The organism is Nocardia iowensis (assembly GCF_019222765.1).
Lineage (GTDB): Bacteria > Actinomycetota > Actinomycetes > Mycobacteriales > Mycobacteriaceae > Nocardia > Nocardia iowensis.
In genome coordinates this window covers 397,919-417,897 of sequence record NZ_CP078145.1, presented here as the reverse complement: position 1 = coordinate 417,897, position 19,979 = coordinate 397,919, and the positions used below count along the sequence as shown (strand labels likewise).

Below are 19,979 nucleotides of genomic sequence, written 5' to 3'. Positions count from 1 at the left end.
CTGTCCGGGTGAGCTATGACCACGTCTTGCTGCCGTCCGGTGTCGCGTCGTCGATCCCCGAGGTCGATGCTTACCTGAGCACTCAGCAGGGAGTTCCCGAGACGGGCATGGTTACCCGGATCGCGGCCGAACTGAACACCGCCAACGCGGAACTGCCCGAAGACGACAGCTTCCTCAGCGCCGCCCCGGTGGGCGGTGGCGCGACCGGCGCTGCGCTGCGGGTGTCGTGCCCGTACGACGCGATCGGCTTCGTCCGGCAGCTGCTGTTCTCGATCGCGACGCCGCTGGACTACGCGGTCTACGACCCGCAGCTGGCGTGGCTGATCGACCCGGCGGGGCACGTGCCAGCCACGGTCACCCACGGTGGCGCGGGTGAGTTCCCCTACTTGACCAAACCCCTTGCCGATCAGTGGGTTTCCGAGCTGGCCCCGCCGAACCCATACCTGGTGGTGGAACGCGACGACCAGGTCTACATGCAGACCTACCGGGAAAAGACCGGCGCGTTCACCCTCGAATACCGAGATGGCTCGCCGGACAAGCACTTCGGCACCACGGTGCTGGACGCGCCGACGGTGTCCGCGGTCATCTGGGACTGGGCCACCGACGACCGCAGCCGCATGCACACGCTGCCGTGGTCCCGCGTCGAACTCTGATTGCCTTGCCGCCTACTGGTTTTGCACGGCGAGGCGACCGGCCAGCGCGATGAAGGAGGCGCCGAACACCCGGCGCATCCAGGTCACCACGGCGGGCCGGGAGATGACATGGCTGCGGACCGCCGCCGCGCACGCACCGTAGATCGCGAACACGACGAACGTGGCGAGCATGAAGATGGCGCTGAGTTCGAGCATGCGCGCCAACGCATTCGGTGACCCGTTCGGCACGAACTGCGGCAGGAACGCGAAGAAGAAGATGGTCAGCTTGGGGTTGAGAATATTGAGCAGCACCGCCGAGATGATCACCTTGCGGGCCGACTGGGTGGTCTGCTCGCTCTCCTCGGGCACGGTGAGCACACCCTTGTCGCGGAAAATGCTCCACGCCATGTAGATCAGGTAGGCGACGCCGAGATACTTCAACGTCTGGAACGCGACGGCGCTCGCATTGAGCAGCGCCGCGAGGCCGGTGATCGCCGCGATCATGTGCGGGACGGTGCCGAGAGTGCAACCGAATGCAGCGATCATGCTTGCCTTCGTGCCCCTGGAAAGACCTGCCGCCAGCGTGAACAGCGCGCCGGTGCCGGGGGTGGCAACGATGACGAGCGTGGTCAGCATGAATTCGATGCTCATCTCCGACACAGTAACTCGTACCCGGCGTACCGCAACCCCCGCGGATTCGGGGCTGGACCTGGCGCGGAACTAGAGCGCGCGCCGTCCGGAGAGCGCGCGGCCCAACGTCAGTTCGTCCGCGAATTCCAGATCGCCGCCCATCGGCAGTCCCGATGCCAGCCTGGTCACGCTGAGTCCGGGGAAGTCGCGCAGCATCCGCACCAGATAGGTGGCCGTCGCCTCGCCCTCGGTGTTCGGGTCGGTCGCGATGATCACCTCGCTGACATCGATGCCGTCCTCCTGGTTACCGATGCGCGCCAACAGCTCCCGGATCCGCAGCTGGTCCGGCCCGATGCCGCTGAGCGGGTCGAGCGCACCGCCGAGCACGTGGTAGCGACCACGGAACTCACGGGTGCGCTCGATCGCCTGCACGTCCTTTGGCTCCTCGACCACACAGATCATGGTGCGGTCGCGGCGCGGGTCGGCACAGATGCGGCACATCTCGCCGTCGGAGACGGTGCCGCAGACCACGCAGAACTGCACGCCGTCGCGCACCTTCTGCAAAGCGGCCTGCAGCCGGTCGATCTCCGGCGGCTCCACCTGCAGGAGGTGAAAAGCGATGCGCTGCGCGCTCTTCGGACCGACGCCGGGCAGCTTGCCCAGCTCGTCGATCAGATCCTGAACCGGACCCTCGTACAACTGCTATGTCCTCGTGGCTATCAGAAGTTCGGCAGACCGGGCAGCGCGCCGCCGCCGAGTCCACCCGAGAGTGGGCCGAGGCGCTCGGCCGCCAGCTGCTGCGCGTTGGTCATCGCGTCGTTGACCGCGCCGATCACCAAGTCCTGCAGCGTCTCCACGTCCTCCGGGTCGACCGCCTTGGGGTCGATGGTCAGCGAAACGACCTCACCGGACGCCTTGATGGTGACCTTGACCAGCCCACCGCCTGCCTGGCCTTCCACCTCGGCCGCGGCGAGCTCGGCTTGAGCTTCCATCACCGCCTGCTGCATCTGCTGGGCTTGGGCGAGTAACTGCTGCATGTCGAACTGACCACCGGGCTGCACGGCATATTCCTCTCTGCGGAAAGTGTCACTGATCAGCCTAGTCCTGAGGCGCGGGCGGGCCGGAGCCGCCTGGACCGATCGGACTGCCGTCGGCACCGAGATCTACCCGCCGACATACGTCCCGACCGGTCGTTATGTCTTCGATGCATGGCCGGTAACAGGTTGGGTAGTTCTGCAGGCAGAGCCGCAAGATCGACTTACCATCGGAAGTGAGTCGGGAGACCGGTGCGGCAGTTCGGGAGATAGCTATGCACGCGATCCGAGTACGTTTCCTGAGCACTCTGGTGCTTTCCGTGGGAATCCCCAGTCTTTTCCTCGGCGTGACCGGTCCGACGGCCGCCGCCGATTCCGGTATCACCGAGGCAGCCGCGGACTACGGCGGCGGCTGCGTCCTCTACCCGGACAACAAAGCCGCCACGATCGACTCACTGCGATTCCGATGTTCGGCCGAGCAGCAGGACGCCGTCTTCCGGGACGCACCCCGCGGTGATGTCCCGATGGGTGTGAAGAACGGCTGGGTGACCAGGCCACCGACGATCCAAGGCATCGCCTCCGGCTTGTGGATCGGCAAGACCTTCTACACCGGCCCCGATGGCGGCCACCTGATGAACCGCGTCACCGGCGCCGGTGTCGAAGCCTGGCCCGCGCACGTCTACACCGCCCCCGCACTCCTGGACGGCAGACCGACATGGGCCCTGAACTACGCCCCATCCCCCACACCCCCGGTCTACGACGAAATCCGAGAAGTCACACCCGGCGTCTGGTTCGGCTACTCCTGGTGGCGCGGCGCCTTCCAACACACCATCCTGCTGACTTTCGTGCTGGCCTGAGTCTTCTCACCGAAAAGTTGACTCTCCCCCCGCTGGAGGGTGTTCGCTGGGAGGCATGACAGCGACCGTCTCCATCGGGGAGTTCGCCAGGCTGACCTACCTGAGCGTGAAAACGCTCAGGTACTACCACGACATCGAATTGCTCGAGCCCGTCGCGATCGATACGGGGTCGGGGTACCGGCGGTACTCGACAGACCAAGTGGCGCAGGCGCATCTGATCCGGCGCCTGCGCCAGCTCGATATGCCGCTGCCGGAGATCAAGGCCGTGCTCGGCGCGCCCGATGACGACACCCGCAACGCGGCACTGCGCGCCCACCTGGAACGTATGGAAGCCGAGTTGGCCCGGACCCGTTCGGTGGTCGCCTCGCTGCGGTCGCTGCTCACGCCCGGCGCGCCGATCGCCGTCGAATATCGTTCGATCCCCGCCTTTTCCGCGCTCGCGGTCACCGACCTGGTCAGCCGGGAAGAGATCGGTCCATGGTGCCAAGCGTCGTACCCCCTGCTGCACCAGACGCTGATCGCGGCGGGCATCGCGCCCGCCGGCGTCGACGGCGCCACCTATTCCATGGAGTTCTTCGAGAACGACCTCGGCGAGGTGGTGGCCTACGTTCCGATCCCGGCCGACGCCAAGGTCGAACCGTTCGACCGGGTATCGATGATCGAGTTACCGGCGCGGCGCTTCGCGATCGCACTGCACCAGGGGTCTTTCGACGACTTCGACCGCACCTACGGCGCGCTGGGCAGCCACGTCGCCGAGCACGGCACCGCGCTCGCCGAACCGGTCCGGGAACGGTACCTGCGCGGCCCCGGCGACACCGACGACCCGAGCGCCTACCGCACCGAAGTCTGCTGGCCGATCGGCCCGCTCTGAGAAAGTGGAGACAATATGACCCTGTCGCTCGCGCACGTCACCGTCGACTGCACCGATGCCGCCGCCCTCGCCGGATTCTGGTCCGAGCTGCTGGACCTGCCCGTCGACCAGGGGGCGTCCAAACAATTCGCCACCATCGGCCGCGAGGCGGGGGCGTCGCCGGTGCTGATGTTCATCAGGGTGCCGGACAAGACACCGGGCAAGAACGTGATCCACCTCGACCTGATCGCCGAGGACTGGCATCAGCACATCGAGCGCGCGGTCAGCTTGGGCGCCAAGCGCATCGGCGACTTCGACGAGTACGGCGCGAAGTGGACCACGCTGGCCGACCCCGAAGGAAATCTCTTCGACATCGGCGCGAAGTAGCCGAGACGAGCGCAGCCCGGCACTCAGGTGCCGGGCGGCGCTAATGCGTCAAGCGCTGGTGCGCGTGCGTCAAGCGCTGGTGCGCGCGCGTCAAGCGCTGGTGCGCGCGCGTCAAGCGCCGGTGCGCGCGCGTCAAGCGCCGGTGCGCGCGCGACAGACGCTGGTCCTCGTGCCTCAGGCGAGTTCGCGCTGCAGGTTGCCGAGCACCTCGGCCTGGATCTTCTTCAGTCCGAGCGGCGCGAAGATCCCTTCGAAGATGCCCGCGATGCCGCCCGCACCCTGCCAGGTGGTGCGTAGCGTGACCTGCGAGCCGGCGCCGTCCGGCGTCACGGTCCAGGTGTTCACCATGGTGGAATTCGAATCACGTTCGGTGACAATGGAATCCGAGACGGTGACGACGGCGTGCACGTTGCGCGTGCGCTTCTCGGTTGCCTGCAGCGTCCACTCCGCCACGGTGCCCGCGCCCTTGCCACCCTCGACGACCTTGTAGTCGCGGTAATGCGAGGAAAGAATGCGCGGCCGCACCGTCTCGTAGTCCGAAATGGCCTCGAGGGTGCGCTGCGGATCCGCCGCCACGGCGATCGAACTACTGGCGCTGACCTGTCCCACAATGAGCTCCTTGTCCGGGTACGGTATCTCGACCGGTGTCCATCCTGCCCTGTAGCGGCCGCCGCGCGGCACAGCGGTCGAGTCGTGTGGCGAACTTCTCCGGTCGGGCCGATATTCCGCCTTGCAACATATGCGTGACATTTCTCCCGAGACGGTGCCCTCGTGGTGGTCTCACACAACGGTGCGTACTAGCGTCGAGGGGTGGCAGTGAGTCTGTTGGGGAAGGCCGGACGCGCACCGGCCGCACGCGAATCCGGGTTTGCCGCGCATCGGGCTGGGGTGGATCGACTCCTGGCCAGTTATCGCGCTATTCCCGGCGACGCCAATGTGCGGCTGGCGAAGAAAACGTCGAACCTGTTCCGGGCCAGGGCCAAGAACCCCGCGCCCGGCCTCGACGTATCCGGGCTGGCCGAGGTGATCGCGGTGGACCCGGTGGCGAAGACCGCCGACGTGGCCGGGATGACCACCTACGAGAACCTGGTCGCCGCCACCCTCCCGTACGGCCTCGCACCCCTGGTGGTGCCGCAGCTCAAGACGATCACCCTCGGCGGCGCGGTCACCGGCCTCGGCATCGAGTCGACCTCGTTCCGCAACGGCCTGCCGCACGAGTCGGTGCTGGAGATGGACATCCTGACCGGCGCGGGCGAGATCATCACCGCCACCCCGGACAACGAGCACGCCGACCTGTTCCGCGGCTTCCCGAACTCCTACGGCACCCTCGGCTATTCGGTCCGGCTGAAGATCGAGCTGGAAGCCGTGCAGCCCTATGTGGCCATGCGGCACCTGCGCTTCCACGACCTGCGCGAGCTGGAGCGGACCCTCGCCACGATCGTCGACGAGAAGTCCTACGACGGTGAACGGGTGGACTACCTCGACGGCGTGGTGTTCACCGCCGACGAGAGCTACCTGACCCTCGGCCGCCAGACCGACGAGCCGGGCCCGGTCAGCGACTACACCGGAATGGACATCTTCTACCGCTCCATCCAGCACGATTCCGCCGAACCGAAACGCGACCGGCTGACCATCCACGACTACCTGTGGCGCTGGGACACCGACTGGTTCTGGTGCTCGCGCGCCTTCGGCACGCAGAACCCGAAGATCCGCCGGTTCTGGCCGAAGCGCTACCGGCGCAGCAGTTTCTACTGGAAACTGATCGCGCTCGACCACAAGTACCACATCGCCGACAAGCTGGAGGCCCGGCAGGGCAACCCGCCGCGCGAGCGGGTGGTGCAGGACATCGAGGTGCCGGTCGAACGCACCGCCGACTTCGTCGAATGGTTCCTGCGCGAGATTCCGATCGAGCCGATCTGGCTGTGCCCGCTACGGCTGCGCGACACCGGCGCGCCCGAGACGTCCGAGCGCACCTGGCCGCTGTATCCGCTCGAGCCGAACCGCACGTATGTCAACGTCGGTTTCTGGTCTGCCGTCCCCACCGTGCCCGGACAGCGGGAAGGAGCGGCCAACCGGGCGATCGAGCGCACCGTGACCGACTTCGACGGACATAAGTCGCTGTACTCGGATTCCTATTACGACAAGGATGAGTTCGCGGCACTGTACGGCGGCAATATCTACACCGAACTGAAGAAACGCTACGACCCAGACCAGCGGCTGCTGGATTTGTATTCGAAGGCGGTGCAACGCAAATGACGACATTCAAGGACCGTTCCGACGTCTTAGCGGATCTAGGAACCAAACTCAGCATTGCCGAGATATTCGAGACCCTGATCGACGGCGAGGTGCCGATCCGGCTGACCGCGTACGACGGCAGCACGACCGGCCCGGCGGACTCGAAGTACGGGCTGGAGATCAAGACGCCGCGTGGCATCAACTACCTGGCCACCGCGCCGGGCGACCTCGGCATGGCCCGCGCGTACATCGCGGGCGATATGACCGCCAGCGGTGTCCATCCCGGCGACCCCTACGACATCCTCCGGGCGATGGACGGGCTGAAGTTCCACCGCCCGTCCGCGTTCGCGCTGGTCACCATCGCCCGCTCGCTGGGCTGGGAGCGGCTCAAGCCGGTGGCGCCGCCGCCGCAGGAGACGCTGCCACGCTGGCGCCGGATCGCGCTGGAGGGCCTGCGGCACTCCAAGACTCGCGACGCCGAGGCCATCCACCACCATTACGACGTCTCCAACAAGTTCTACGAATACGTGCTCGGCCCGTCGATGACCTACACCTGCGCGTGTTACGGCGACGAGGACTGGACGCTGGAGCAGGCACAGGAGAACAAGTACCGCCTGGTCTTCGAGAAGCTGCGGCTGAAGGAAGGCGACCGGCTGCTCGACATCGGCTGCGGCTGGGGCGGCATGGTCCGCTACGCGGCCAAGCGCGGCGTCAAGGTGATCGGCGCGACGCTGTCGGCCGAGCAGGCCGAATGGGCGCAGCAGAAGATCGCCGAGCAGGGCTTGGCCGATCTCGCCGAGGTGCGGCACTCCGATTACCGGGACATCCCGGAGAGCGGCTTCGACGCCGTGTCCTCGATCGGGCTGACCGAGCACATCGGGGTGCACAACTACCCGTATTACTTCGACTACATCAAGGGCAAGCTGCGCGATGGCGGCCTGTTCCTGAATCACTGCATCACCCGTCCGGACAACACCCGGACCACCAAGGCCGGTGACTTCATCGACCGCTACGTGTTCCCGGACGGCGAACTGATCGGCTCCGGCCGGATCATCTCCGAGATCCAGAACATCGGGCTTGAGGTGCTGCACGAGGAGAACCTGCGCGAGCACTACGCGCTCACCCTGCACGAATGGTGCAAGAACCTGGTGCGGAACTGGGACGCGTGCGTCGCCGAGGTCGGCGAGGGCACCGCGAAGGTGTGGGGCCTGTACATGGCGGGTTGCCGACTCGGCTTCCAGCGCAACGTGGTTCAGCTACACCAAGTGCTCGGCGTGAAGCTGCCCGAAGACGGCGACTGGACGGTGCCGTTGCGCCCATGGTGGCAGCCCTAGTTATCGCTTGACTGCCCGCTCTAGTCCAGGAGTTCATCCAGGAATAGGGCGGGCAGTTCGATGTCTCCGGTATGGGCTGCGGCGCTGGGCATTTCGGCGCGCAGCACGCGCAGGATGGAGACGACGCCGGGGCCCGCGTCGAGCAATGGTCTGGTCCAACCCAGTTCGGCGCAGGTGGCGGCCGCTGGCAGCAGCAGGCCGGTCGCTTCGCCGACCCAGCCGGATGCGGCGAGGCATTCGGCGAGCAGCAGGGCCGCGTCCAATTGTGCTCGAGGGCGGTGCTTTTCGAGCATTCGCCCGTGCAGTGCGCGGGAGCGGCGGACGGCGCGATCGTCCGAGCCGAGCCTGCCCTGGGCCAGCAGCGCGCGGATCGCGGCGACCTCCTCGGCCTCCGCGGCGAGCACGGCGGCACCGGTCATCCGATGGCCAGCGTGCAGCGGCGCGGACGGCGATTCGGGGCCGGTGAACTGGGTGTCGGTGGTGTCCAGCGGCAAGCCGAGGCGCAGCCGTTCGGCGCGAATATGCGCGGCCAGCCGGATCAGCCGCTTGTCGTTCGCGATCCGGGCGCCCTCGTCGAGCCGGGTAGCGGCGGTGAACAGGTCACCGCGCACCGCCTTGACCCGGGCGCCGATGACGAACGTCGAGATCAGAAAGTCGACCGGGCCGACCCTGGCGGCCAACTGATGGCTCTCGTCGAGCAGGTGGTCGGCGGTGACCAGATCACCACGGCGGTAGTTCAATTCGCCGAGCATGGCGGCGGCCACCCGCACCGCGTGCGAGCGCGGACCCGACCGCGACTTCGCGACCTCCCACGCCTGCTGGAAACATTCCGTCGCCGTGCGGATGTCGAGCTGCTCGTAGGCGGCGGCGCCGCGCCCGCACAGCCCGAAGACCTCGCCGAGCGGATCCTTCGACCGGGCATGGTATTCCGCCGCCCAGTCCTGGATCTCGCGGGCGCCGTCGAAGTCGAACTCGCACAGCCGCACGAACGAGGTCAGATTCGCCGCGGTCGACACCGTCCAGGCGGGCAGCTCGTCCGGCTTCTCCAGGCAATCCGCGACCCGGTCCAGCACGCCCTCGGTGTGGTCGCGGGCGATCTGATCGGCGGCACCGAGCACGGCGGCCTGGCAGCGTTGCTGGTTCACATCCTCATCAGTCGACGAGCCGCGCGCGAGAATGTTCGACAGCCTGCCGAGCGCCGTGCGCGCCGCACCGGACTGTTGCAGGTTCACATTGGCCCGCGCCACCGCCATCAACAGCTTCGATCGCGAAGCCACCTGCTGCATCGGCAGTTTCGATACCGTGCCGAGCAGCGTCGCCAGCCGGGACCGGTCGATCAGGTCCATGCCGCCGGTCTCCAGCAGGTCCAGCGCCATCTTGAAGTCGGTGGCCGCCAGCGCGTGGTCGACCGACTTGCGCAGCAGCTGGTGTTCGGCGTACCAGCGCGCCGCCTTGCGGTGCAACGACTTCAACCGGCCTGGTTGGGCACGTTCCAACCGGGCGCGCAGATGCTCGGCGAACAGCGGCTGGATCCGGAACCACTCCGGGTCGTGCTCGATCCGCCGGACGAACAACTCGCGCTGCTCGGCCTGCTCCAGCAGTTGTTCGGCGTCCTCGTCCTCCGACAGTGCCGCGGCCAGCGAACCGCACACCCGCTCGGTCACCGCGATCGACGTCAGGAATTCGAGCATCCTGGGTTCCAAGGTGGCCAGCACGTTTTCGGCGAGGTACTCGCGAATACCGTGGTTTCCCTCGGACAGATTGGCGATCAGCTGGGCCGGGTCGGCATTGCCCCGCAGCGAAAGGCTGACCAGCTGGATGGCGGCGGGCCAGCCGTCGGTGGCGGCGTGGATCTGCTCCAGTTGGGTGTCGGTGAGCGGAAAACCGTGCCGCTGCACCAGGATCTCCCTGGTCTCCTCGGTGGTCAGGCGCAGCGCGGCCGAGCCGATCTCGACCAGCTCGTCGTGCACCCGCATCCGGCTGGTCGGCAGGCCGGACTGTTCCCGGCTCGTCACCACGAAGCGCAGATGGTGACATCCGTTGTCCAGCAACGCGTCCATCGCCCGGTGCGCACCCGCGTCGGTGACCCGATGCCAGTCGTCCACGACAACCACCAGGGTGCTGCCGCTGGAATGAATCTCGTCGATCAGCGTCGAGATCACGAAAGCGGCTGCGTCGGCGGGCCTTTCCTCGAGCACCTGGTCCAAGCCGGTGCCCACGTCCGGGCGGACCCGGCGGATCGCCTGGATGAGGTGGGCGAGAAACCAGATCTCGTTGTCGTCATCGTGATCCACGCCGATCCAGGCGACGGGGATGCCGCGCTCGGTCAGATCGGCCCGCCACTGGGCGGCCACGGTGCTCTTACCGAAACCGGCAGGTGCGTGGATCACGGCGAGCCTGCGTCGGCCGCCCGCGCGCAGGATGTCCAGCAGGCGCGGGCGCGGCACCGGCTCGCGAGCCGGGGTCGGCGGCCGGAACTTGGTCGCCGCGGTCGGCGGCAAGGTCGCCGATCCGCCCGCGCCGGTGTGCTGGGACACCGCGGGCCGCAGCGTCAGCGGCCAGCTGCGCCGAGCGGTGACGGCGGGGCGGGAACGAGTCGATGCCGAAGATTCGGCGGGATGCTCGATCGGTTCGGGCGCGGAGACGGTTTCCAGCAGCGCCATCTCGTCGGGCATCTGGCCGTGGTCGCGTTGCACGTTGCGCAGCAGTTGGCCGAAATCGTAGGCCGACGGCGGGCGGTCTTCGGGGTCGGTGGCCATGGCGCGCTGGATCGCGTCGGCCACGTCCGGCGGGATGTCGTGCTCGCGCAGGTCGGGCACCGGCTGGGTGGTGATCCGCAGGAACTGCGCGACCACCTTCTCCCCCGCCTGCCGCTCGAACGCCGCGTGCCCGGTGAGCAGCGCGAACAGCGTCGCGCCGAGGCCGTAGACGTCCGAGCGGATGGTCGGCTCCTCGCCCTTGAGTACCTCCGGCGCGGTGAACGCGGGCGAACCGGTGATCATGCTGCTGGAGGTTTGGAAACCACCGGGAATCCTGGCGATGCCGAAGTCGGTCAGCTGCGGCTCGCCGTAGCCGCTGAGCAGGACGTTCGCCGGTTTCACGTCCCGGTGCAGGATCTGGGCCCGATGCGCGCTCTCGATCGCGCCCGCGAGCTTCACCCCGGCGCGCAGCGAATCCGACCAGGTGAGCGGCCCCTGATCGCGGATCACCTGTTCCAGCGAGCCTCGCGTGCAGTACGGCATCACGATGAACGGCAACCCGCTCAAGGTGACATCGACCTGCAGGATATCGACGATATTCGGATGCCCGGACAGCCTGCCCATGGCTTGTTCCTCGCGCAGGAAACGCTCGCGGCTTTCCAGCTCGATTTCCGAGGAGAGCACCTTCACCGCGACGACTCGATCCAACGTTCGCTGGACGCAGCGATAGACCACCCCGAAGCCGCCTCGGCCGATCTCCTTCGCCTCCGCCAGGCCCATCGCCTCCAGCTCGTCGGCGATCCCGATGAGCGGGTGGCGCTGGGTGTCCGAGTCGGCCGGAGACGGCTCGGGACCGACCTTGCCCGAACGCGTCCGTGGATTCATGTGACCACCTCGAACTCACATCGAATCGGCGCAAACGGCAACCAATAAGCGCGCTGGCGCACGAACATCACCTGAACCCCGCGCGATGTCCGATATGTCTGCGCATACTCCAACGTAGCGCGGCTGGGCATCCGGTGGGCGGAGTTTCGAAACAGGATGATTTCCACATCGACCTCCGGATGTTTGTGGCCGCTCAGGAACGAGATCCGCCCCATCACATTCTCGCGCTTGGTGCGGTGGAAGGCGGCGATTTGCCAGCGACCGTCCTTGGGACCGGGGTGTCGCCTCGGCTGGTCGCCAGCGCGGTGTCCGGCCGTGGCAGCCTGTGCGGGACCACCGCTCGCGCGGTCGCCGAACCTAGCGGACGGCGAGGGCGATGAACTGGGTGAGCTGGGTATCGGCGAAGTTGTTATCGCTCACCAGGGCCAGGGTGCGCTCGCCGGAGGGCAGGCGAGGACCCCAGGTCATGCCCTCGACATTGTCGATGTGCGGCAGGCCGACGTCGGCGAGGTCGACCAGCAGCCGCTTGGCGACCGGGCGGGCGTTGCCGAGCGGGGCGTCGAGCACATTGGTCGCGGCGCCGAGGTCGGCCTCGTAGATCCGGATCTTGTTGCCCATGCCGACGACGAAGGAGCGTTCCAGGACGAGGAGCTTCGTCGGGTCGAGTGGGTCGGCGGCGAGGATCGAGGCGATGCCGTTCATGCCGAGGCCGGGCTGCGGGCGGGACTCGGCGAAGACCGGATCCATCGGGTAGGCGTACTGCGTGAGCAGTTGGCCGGACCGCGCCCGCACGGTGAGCCGCGCGGTCGCGCCTGCCATCGTGGTCGCCAGCGGGCCGTCCTGCAGCAGCGGCCCTTCCATCGATGTCACGTACAGCGACCCACCGGCGGCGAACGTCGCTCCTTCCAGCGCCATGTTCTGCCGCGGGCCGGAATCCGGCCGCATTCGTTCGTTGTCCGGGATCGGCAGCTCACCCGCGAAAATGCCGTCGGGACGGCTGATCCGGACCGACGGATCGGTGAGCGCCGAATCGGTGCGCTCACCCTCTTGCGTCCAGTAGTAGTCACCGGTCCACGGGTCGACCCGAATCTCCTCCGGGTCTACCGACTTCGGGCCGTAAACGGAACCATCGACGGTCAGCAGCGGATGAGTTCCGGTGAATTCCACTGGGCCCACGCCGTTTTCGCCCACCGGAAATCGGGCGGTATAGAACCGCGCGGGATCGCGCTCCGAGCGGTCGTCACTGATCAGCACGTAATCGCCGGTGCGCGAATCGAAGTCGATCCCGGACAGGCCGCCCACCGTCGTGCCCTGGTAGTCCATGTTGTACGGCACGACCTGCTCGCCGAGCAATCGAACCGCGGAACCCGGCTCGGCGCTCGCCGTCGGTGCCACCCCGAGCGCCACCGCGATGCTCGCGACCACCAGTGTTCGCCAACGCCTTACCTGTCCACGCACGCGCCTCACGTTATCCACAGTGCGGTACCAGCAGGTGAACAGCACCCGAATCGACCGTACCGACAACCCGGGAAACGGCGAAAGCCCGCCACCGCGAAACACGGTGGCGGGCTTTGCCGTTGATGACTACTTGCGCAGCGAGGCGGGAACCTCGAAGCGATCGCCGTAGGTCTTGGCGAGGTAGTCGGCGCGCTCGACGAACGCGGCCTGCCCACCCGGGTAGCCGACAATGAACTGGTGCACACCACCGGTCCAGGCCGGGAAACCGATGCCGAAGATCGAACCGATGTTGGCGTCGGCGGTGGTCTCCAGCACGCCCTCGTCGAAGCACTTCTGGGTCTCGATCGCCTCCGCGAACAGCATGCGGTCGATCAGATCCTGCAGCGGCACGGTGAAGTCCGCCGTGGTCTTGAAGTGCTCACGCAGGCCCGGCCACAGGCCGGTGCGCTTGCCGTTCTCGTCGTACTCGTAGAAGCCCGCCTTCTCGAGGCGACCCGGACGACCCTCGCCGACCATGTAGTCGATGACGTCCTGCGCCGGGTGGCGCTTCTTGCCCATCGTGGTATCGCCCTGCTGGGCGGCCTCGATGGTCTCCTTGGCGATCTTCTGCATGAGCTTCATGTTCAGCTCATCCGACAGCTGCAGCGGCGCGGCCGGGTAACCCGCCTGCAGACCGGCCTGCTCGATGGTCGCGGGCTCGATGCCCTCGGTGAGCATGGCGATCGCCTCGTTGACGAAGGTGCCGATCACCCGCGAGGTGAAGAAGCCACGGCTGTCGTTGACGACGATCGGGGTCTTCTTGATCGCGAGGGTGTAGTCGAACACCCGGGCCAGCGCCTCGGGCGAGGTCTTCTCACCCTTGATGATCTCCACCAGCGGCATCTTGTCGACCGGCGAGAAGAAGTGGATGCCGATGAAGTCTTCCTGGCGCTTCACACCGGCCGCGAGACCGGTGATCGGCAGGGTGGAGGTGTTCGAGCCGAGCAGCGCGTCCGGAGTGACGATGTCCTCGATCTCCTGGAACACCTTGTGCTTGAGCTCGGTGTTCTCGAAGACGGCCTCGATCACGAAGTCGACGCCGTCGAAGTCCTTGGCGTCGGCGGACGGCTTGATCCGATCGAGCAGCGCCTTGGACTTCTCCTCGGTGGTCTTGCCCCGGGACAGCGCCTTGGCCTCGATCTTCTCCGAGTAGTTCTTGCCGCGCTCGGCTGCCTCGATGGTGACGTCCTTGAGCACGACGTCGTAGCCGGCCTTAGCGGAGACGTAGGCGATGCCAGCGCCCATCATGCCCGCGCCGAGCACGCCGATCTTCTTGATGTCCTTCTTCGGCACGTCCTTCGGCCGCGAGCCACCGTTGTTGATGGCCTGCAGGTCGAAGAAGAACGCCTGGATCATGTTCTTCGCGACCGGGCCGGTGAGCAGGTGCACGAAATAGCGCGACTCGATGAGCGAGGCGTTGTCGATGTCGACCTGCGAGCCCTCGACCGCGGCGGCCATGATCGCCCGCGGGGCAGGCATGTTCGCGCCCTTGAGCTGCTTGCGCAGGTTGGCCGGGAAGGCGGGGAGGTTGGCCGCGAACGCCGGGCTGGACGGGGTGCCGCCGGGGATCTTGAAGCCCTTGACGTCCCAGGGCTGCACGCCCTTGTCCGGGTTGGCCTTGATCCACGCCTTGGCGGCCGGGACCAGCTCGTCGACCGAGCCGACCAGCTCGTTGACCAGGCCGATCTCCTTGGCCTTGGCCGGCTTGTTGCGCTGGCCCTGCAGCAGCACCTGCATCAGGGCGTTCTGCAGGCCGAGCATGCGCACGGTGCGGATGACACCGCCGCCCGCGGGCAGCAGGCCGAGGGTGACCTCGGGCAGACCGATCTGCGAACCGGGCACGTCGGCCGCGATCCGGTAGTGACAGGCCAGCGCGATCTCCAGGCCACCGCCGAGCGCGGCGCCGTTGATGGCGGCGACGACCGGCTTGCCGAGGGTCTCCAGGCGACGCAGCGCACCCTTGATGGTGGCCAGCTCGTCCATGAGGGCCTGGCCGTCTTCCGGGCCGACCTTCATCATGTTCTTCAGGTCGCCGCCGGCGAAGAAGGTCTTCTTCGCGGAGGTGACGACAACACCGGTGATGTTGTCCTTCTCCGCCTCGAGCCGCTCGACGGTCGCGGTCATCGACGTCTTGTACAGCTCGTTCATCGTGTTGGCGCCCTGGTTCGGGTCGTCCATCGTCAATACGACGATGCCGTCCGAATCCTGCTCCCAACCGATCATGTTGGTTTCGGTGCTGGTCACAGCTATGTGTCTCCCTTGAATTCTCAGCTGTCGGTTGGGATTAGACGCGCTCGATGATGGTGGCAACGCCCATGCCGCCGCCGATGCAGAGGGTGATCAGCGCGTAGCGGCCGTTGCGGCGCTCCAGCTCGTCGACCATGGTGCCGGTGATCATCGCGCCGGTGGCACCCAGCGGGTGGCCCATGGCGATCGCGCCGCCGTTGACGTTCAGCTTCTCGTCCGGGACGTTGAGGTCCTTCTGGAACTTCAGCACCACGGAGGCGAACGCCTCGTTGATCTCGACCAGATCCATGTCTTCGATGGTCAGGCCCGCCTTGGCCAGCGCCTTCTTGGCGGCCGGGGTGGGACCGGTCAGCATGATGGTCGAGTCGGCGCCGCTGGTCGCGGTCGCGACGACGCGCGCACGCGGGGTCAGGCCCGAGGCCTTGCCCGCCTCTTCGGTACCGACGAGCACCAGCGCGGCACCGTCGACGATGCCGGAGCTGTTGCCGCCGTGGTGCACGTGGTTGATCTTCTCGACGAAGTAGAACTTCTGCAGTGCGACGGCGTCGAAGCCACCCATCTCACCGATTACGGCGAACGACGGGTTGAGCTTGGCCAGGTCCTCGGCGGTGGTGCCCGGACGCATGTGCTCGTCCTTGTCCAGCACGACGATGCCGTTCTGGTCCTTGACCGGGACCAGCGACTTGGCGAAGTAACCGCCGGTGGTGGCCTTGGCGGCCAGCTCCTGCGAGCGCACCGCGTAAGCGTCGACATCGTCGCGGCTGAAGCCCTCGATGGTGGCGATCAGGTCGGCCGAAACACCCTGCGGGACGAAGTAGGTGTCGTAGTTGGTGGCGGGGTCCAGTGCCCACGCGCCGCCGTCGGAGCCCATTGCCACGCGCGACATCGACTCGACGCCACCGGCGATGACCAGGTCGTCGAAGCCGGAGCGCACCTTCTGCGCGGCCAGGTTGACGGCCTCGAGGCCGGAGGCACAGAACCGGTTGAGCTGGAAGCCGCCGACGGTGTCGGGCAGGCCGGCCACGGTCACCGCGGTGCGGGCGATATCCATGCCCTGGTCGCCGACGGGGCTGACGACACCGAGGATCAGATCCGAGATCCGGTCTTCGTCGAGGTTCGGAAAGCGGCCGCGCAGCTCCTGGATCAGACCAACAGTCAAGTCGATCGGCTTGACCGAATGCAGCGAGCCGTTCTTCTTGCCGCGGCCGCGCGGAGTGCGGATGGCCTCGTAAATGTAGGCCTCTGTGGTCATATCGGAGTGTTCCTTCCTTAAAGGTGCGGCGGCCGGACGTCGTCCGTCCGAGCGCTCTGTGCGGCTACTCCGCGCGATGCGGGGTAGCTGCGGGTAACCTCGCCGACCGGCCCTGCGACCGACCGTCCTGACGCTGTACAAAACGCGGCATGCGACGGCGGACGCAGGTTCCGATCGCCCATACGCCTGGGCATACCATAGAACCTCGTCGTACCGGAGCTCACGGCCACCCGTTCATACTACCGTGGTGTGCGAACTCCGGTTAACTTAACGTCTTGGCGGCGGTGGTTGTCAACCATTCAGCTGTGTGGCCCCGAGCTCACTCTTCAGCAATTCGAGGGCGACCTCGTCGGGGTCGCGCCGATCTTCCGGCGCCACCGGAACCGCCGCGGCCCGGATCATCTCCTCTTCGTCCTCGGCGGTGGACGGTGGTACCACTCCGTCGGCAGCCCAGCCGCCGTTGCTACCTGGCTCATTGCCGACCGGGGGCTGCGCCGACTCGGGCGGCGCAGAATCAAAAGGGCCGGGATCATCCGGTAGATCGGGAAAATCGGGCGGGGGAATGTCGTCATAGCCGCCGAACGAGCGCGGCTTGTTCGCACTGGCGGCCTTATCCGCCGCCGCGTTCTTGGCCTGGCTCGGCCGCGAGAAGCGCGGTGCGGCGGGCGCATCGGTGCCGCGCCCGGCCACGTTGCCGGATTCACGCCCCGCCGGTTGCCCGGCGCCGCGCTGAGGTTTGCCCTGCCCACCGGCCCGAGGCGTCGCCGCGGGTCGTTGCGCGGCGCCCCCCGCTTCCCAGCGCACGTCGTGGTCGCGCCCGAGCACGGCACGGACCGCCGAACGCACGGCATCCAGGTTGCGCGGGTCGGACAACCGCTGCGCCAATGGCGCGTGCTGATGCGCGAACACGATGACGTCACCTTCGATCCGCGCCACCGAGGCACCGGCGAGCATCGCCTGCACGGCGGCACCGAACTCGCGCACCTTGGTGCGGATGTCCGCCCAGGCAGCCTCGACCTCGCGCAGCAGATCAGCGTTCGGCTGGGCCGGGGTTGCCGACTGCTCCGCCCCACCGGCCGCGTCAGGCTGGGCGTTCGTACCAGCTTGAGCGGCCGGACCCGGCTGAGCGGCCGAGCCTGGCTGGGGGGCCGGACCCGACTGCACGGCCGAACCCGACTGAGCGGCCGAACCCGACTCAGCGGCCGAACCCGACTGAGCGGCGGAGCCTGGCTGAGCGGTCGGATTTGACCGGGTGGCCGAACCCGATTGCACGGCCGGGCCAGCTTGGGCGGCCGAACCTGACTGCACGGCCGAGCCCGACTGCACGGCCGAACCCGACTCAGCGGCCGAACCCGACTGCACGGCCGAACCCGACTCAGCGGCCGAACCTGGCTGAGCGGCCGGATTTGGCTGGGTGGCCGAACCCGATTGCACGGCCGGGCCAGCTTGGGCGGCCGAGCCTGGCTGGGCGGAAGATGATCGTGGTGCGGCTGCCTGCCCTGCGCCAGCGGCGGTCGATGCGGCAGCTGGTGCTTGCGGCGCGGCGGACTGCTCGGCGGAGGCAGCGGTATGTGACGGTTGCGGTGCGGCAGCTTGTCCGGCGGTACTCGACGCGGGCGCGGCGGCTTGCCCCGAGGGGCCGGACAGCTGCTCGGCAACCTCTTCGCCAACTTCGGCTGCGGGAACCTGGTGCGGTGCTTGGGGTTCCGGCACGGCCGTCGTCGAATCCTGGTCGGCCGAACCCGCCGGACCGTGGCCCGCAGCGGGAACGGACGATGCCGACTCGGGCGGCAGCGCGGAACCAACAGATCCGGCCGCCGAAGTAGAACGGTCGACAGCGGCACCCGAACCGACGGCCGACGCGACGGTTCCGGCTGCCGCCATATCCGCATCCGCGCCGACATCAGCGCGACCCGTGGTGTTGCCCGGTGACCCGGCTCCGGCGGCGTCCGCAGAACCGCGTGCGGCGGGTGCGATGCTGTCGGCCGCAGCAGCATTCGCCGATCCGGCACCCCCGGCCTGGTCCTGACCGCGTCCCGCCGAGGTATCGCCCGGAGCTGCAGCCGATCCGGAAGCTCCCCCGCGAGCTCCCGGCACAGCGCTCGCACCGGTGCCGGACACGGCGGCACCGCCCGAGCCCGACGTCTCGCGGCGGATCGCGGCCAGCGCCTCCGCACCACGTCGGCGAGTCGATTCGGCAGACGTTCCACTGGCGGCAGCGGGCCTGAGTGGTGCGGCCGCGGCAGGCGCCGAACCCGAAGCGGCGGGTGCGATTGTGCCGCTGGCGAATCCACGTTCGAGTCGTTCCAACCGCTGCAATGTGGCGGATTCGGCGTCGGACACCGACGGCAACAGCATGCGGGCGCAGACGACCTCCAGCAGCAGCCGTGGTGACGTAGCGCCGCGCATTTCACCGAGCGCCTCGTGCAGCAGCTCGGCATAGCGCGCCAAGGTGGCCGGGCCGAGCCGCCCGGCTTGTTCGCGCATCCGATCGAGCACGTCGCCGGGGCCGGAGACCAAGCCGCGGTCCACCGCGTCGGGGACGGCGCGCATCAGGATCAGGTCGCGCAATCGCTCCAACAGGTCGACGGCGAAGCGGCGCGGATCGTGACCCGCCTCCATCACCCGGTCGACAGTGCCGAACAATTCGGCGCCGTCATTGTCGGCCAGCGCCCCGATCGCGTCATCGATCAGCGCGACATCGGTAACACCGAGCAGCGAGACGGCCCTGGAGTAGGTGACGCCGTCCGGACCCGCACCGGCAAGCAGCTGGTCGAGCACGCTGAGGCTGTCGCGCGGCGAACCACCACCCGCGCGAATCACCAAGGGGTACACCGCTTCTTCGACGGCGACCTGCTCCTGTTCGCAGATCTTGCCGAGCAGTCCGCGCATGGTGTTGGGCGGCAGCAACCGGAACGGGTAGTGGTGGGTGCGCGAGCGGATGGTCGGCAGCACCTTGTCCGGCTCGGTGGTGGCGAAGATGAAGATCAGGTGGGCCGGCGGCTCTTCGACGATCTTCAGCAGCGCGTTGAAGCCCGCCGTGGTGACCATGTGCGCCTCGTCGACGATGAACACCCGATACCGGGATTCCGCGGGCGCGTAGAAGGCGCGGTCGCGCAGTTCGCGGGTGTCGTCGACGCCGCCGTGGCTCGCGGCGTCGAGTTCGATCACGTCGAGGTTTCCCGGCCCGCCCGGTCCGAGCGCGATACAGGACGGGCACACACCGCACGGCGTAGAGGTCGGGCCATGCACGCAGTTCAGCGAACGCGCGAGGATGCGCGCCGACGAGGTCTTGCCGCAACCACGCGGGCCGGAGAACAGGTAGGCATGACTGACCCGGCCGGTGTCGAGGGCGATGCTCAGTGGGTCGGTGACGTGCTCCTGACCCACTACCTCAGCGAACGTTGCCGGTCGGTACTTCCGGTACAGAGCCACGGCCA

The 19,979-nt window shown here is 67.6% G+C and carries 14 protein-coding genes and 1 pseudogene; 6 read left to right on the top strand and 9 right to left on the bottom strand.

All coding sequences use genetic code 11. From position 1 onward, the window contains the following. The first annotated feature begins 8 nt into the window (after window positions 1-8). Window positions 9-653, top strand: coding sequence for a hypothetical protein (locus KV110_RS01995; RefSeq protein WP_218472833.1), 645 nt, complete (start codon window positions 9-11; stop codon window positions 651-653). Between the two features lie 12 nt (window positions 654-665). On the opposite strand, the gene KV110_RS01990 is transcribed toward KV110_RS01995, so the two are convergent. The 3 genes from KV110_RS01990 to KV110_RS01980 all read right to left on the bottom strand — a co-directional run bounded on the left by KV110_RS01990 (window position 666) and on the right by KV110_RS01980 (window position 2,323). Next, on the bottom strand, window positions 666-1,283 hold the full coding sequence (locus KV110_RS01990) for a LysE family translocator (RefSeq protein WP_218472832.1): 618 nt from the start codon (window positions 1,281-1,283) through the stop codon (window positions 666-668). Window positions 1,284-1,352: 69 nt separating this feature from the next. Further along, window positions 1,353-1,961 carry a recombination mediator RecR gene (recR, locus tag KV110_RS01985; protein WP_218472831.1) on the bottom strand — a complete coding sequence of 203 codons (609 nt, stop codon included), beginning with the start codon at window positions 1,959-1,961 and terminating at the stop codon, window positions 1,353-1,355. A gap of 20 nt (window positions 1,962-1,981) precedes the next feature. Then, window positions 1,982-2,323, bottom strand: coding sequence for a YbaB/EbfC family nucleoid-associated protein (locus KV110_RS01980; RefSeq protein WP_218472830.1), 342 nt, complete (start codon window positions 2,321-2,323; stop codon window positions 1,982-1,984). Between the two features lie 293 nt (window positions 2,324-2,616). On the opposite strand from KV110_RS01980, the gene KV110_RS01975 reads away from it, so the two are divergent. From KV110_RS01975 to KV110_RS01965, 3 genes are read left to right on the top strand one after another with little or no spacing between them, the layout of a single operon-like run. Next, entirely contained in the window at window positions 2,617-3,153 is a 537-nt protein-coding gene (locus KV110_RS01975) for a hypothetical protein (protein ID WP_246634310.1), read from the top strand. Between the two features lie 55 nt (window positions 3,154-3,208). Continuing rightward, the gene (locus KV110_RS01970) at window positions 3,209-4,024 is read left to right on the top strand and encodes a MerR family transcriptional regulator (protein ID WP_218472828.1); all 816 of its coding nucleotides are present in this window, start codon (window positions 3,209-3,211) and stop codon (window positions 4,022-4,024) included. A gap of 15 nt (window positions 4,025-4,039) precedes the next feature. Further along, complete coding sequence (locus KV110_RS01965; RefSeq protein ID WP_218472827.1) at window positions 4,040-4,390, top strand: VOC family protein; 351 nt, start codon at window positions 4,040-4,042, stop codon at window positions 4,388-4,390. 174 nt (window positions 4,391-4,564) lie between these two features. Here the strand turns inward: KV110_RS01965 and KV110_RS01960 are convergent, their stop codons facing one another. Continuing rightward, window positions 4,565-4,999, bottom strand: a complete 435-nt coding sequence (locus tag KV110_RS01960; protein ID WP_218472826.1) for an SRPBCC family protein — start codon at window positions 4,997-4,999, stop codon at window positions 4,565-4,567. Window positions 5,000-5,206: 207 nt separating this feature from the next. Here KV110_RS01960 and KV110_RS01955 point away from each other — a divergent pair, with 207 nt between their 5' ends. Next, a complete protein-coding gene (locus tag KV110_RS01955; RefSeq protein ID WP_218478098.1) occupies window positions 5,207-6,646 on the top strand; it encodes an FAD-binding oxidoreductase in 1,440 nt (479 codons plus the stop codon). Then, window positions 6,643-7,959, top strand: coding sequence for a class I SAM-dependent methyltransferase (locus tag KV110_RS01950; RefSeq protein ID WP_218472825.1), 1,317 nt, complete (start codon window positions 6,643-6,645; stop codon window positions 7,957-7,959). The genes KV110_RS01955 and KV110_RS01950 overlap by 4 nt, the downstream gene beginning before the upstream one ends. 20 nt (window positions 7,960-7,979) lie before the next feature. Here KV110_RS01950 and KV110_RS01945 read toward each other — a convergent pair whose 3' ends face one another. The 5 genes and pseudogenes from KV110_RS01945 to KV110_RS01925 all read right to left on the bottom strand — a co-directional run. Beyond that, window positions 7,980-11,543 carry a serine/threonine-protein kinase gene (locus KV110_RS01945; protein WP_218472824.1) on the bottom strand — a complete coding sequence of 1,188 codons (3,564 nt, stop codon included), beginning with the start codon at window positions 11,541-11,543 and terminating at the stop codon, window positions 7,980-7,982. Window positions 11,544-11,900: 357 nt separating this feature from the next. After that, on the bottom strand, window positions 11,901-13,001 hold the full coding sequence (locus KV110_RS01940) for an esterase-like activity of phytase family protein (RefSeq protein ID WP_218472823.1): 1,101 nt from the start codon (window positions 12,999-13,001) through the stop codon (window positions 11,901-11,903). A 126-nt stretch (window positions 13,002-13,127) separates the two neighbouring features. After that, complete coding sequence (locus KV110_RS01935; RefSeq protein ID WP_218478097.1) at window positions 13,128-15,263, bottom strand: 3-hydroxyacyl-CoA dehydrogenase NAD-binding domain-containing protein; 2,136 nt, start codon at window positions 15,261-15,263, stop codon at window positions 13,128-13,130. A gap of 61 nt (window positions 15,264-15,324) precedes the next feature. Then, window positions 15,325-16,539, bottom strand: a complete 1,215-nt coding sequence (locus tag KV110_RS01930; protein WP_218472822.1) for an acetyl-CoA C-acetyltransferase — start codon at window positions 16,537-16,539, stop codon at window positions 15,325-15,327. A 1,842-nt stretch (window positions 16,540-18,381) separates the two neighbouring features. After that, window positions 18,382-19,974 (bottom strand): annotated as a pseudogene (locus KV110_RS01925) (DNA polymerase III subunit gamma and tau); the annotation flags it as partial. Between the last annotated feature and the right edge of the window lie 5 nt (window positions 19,975-19,979).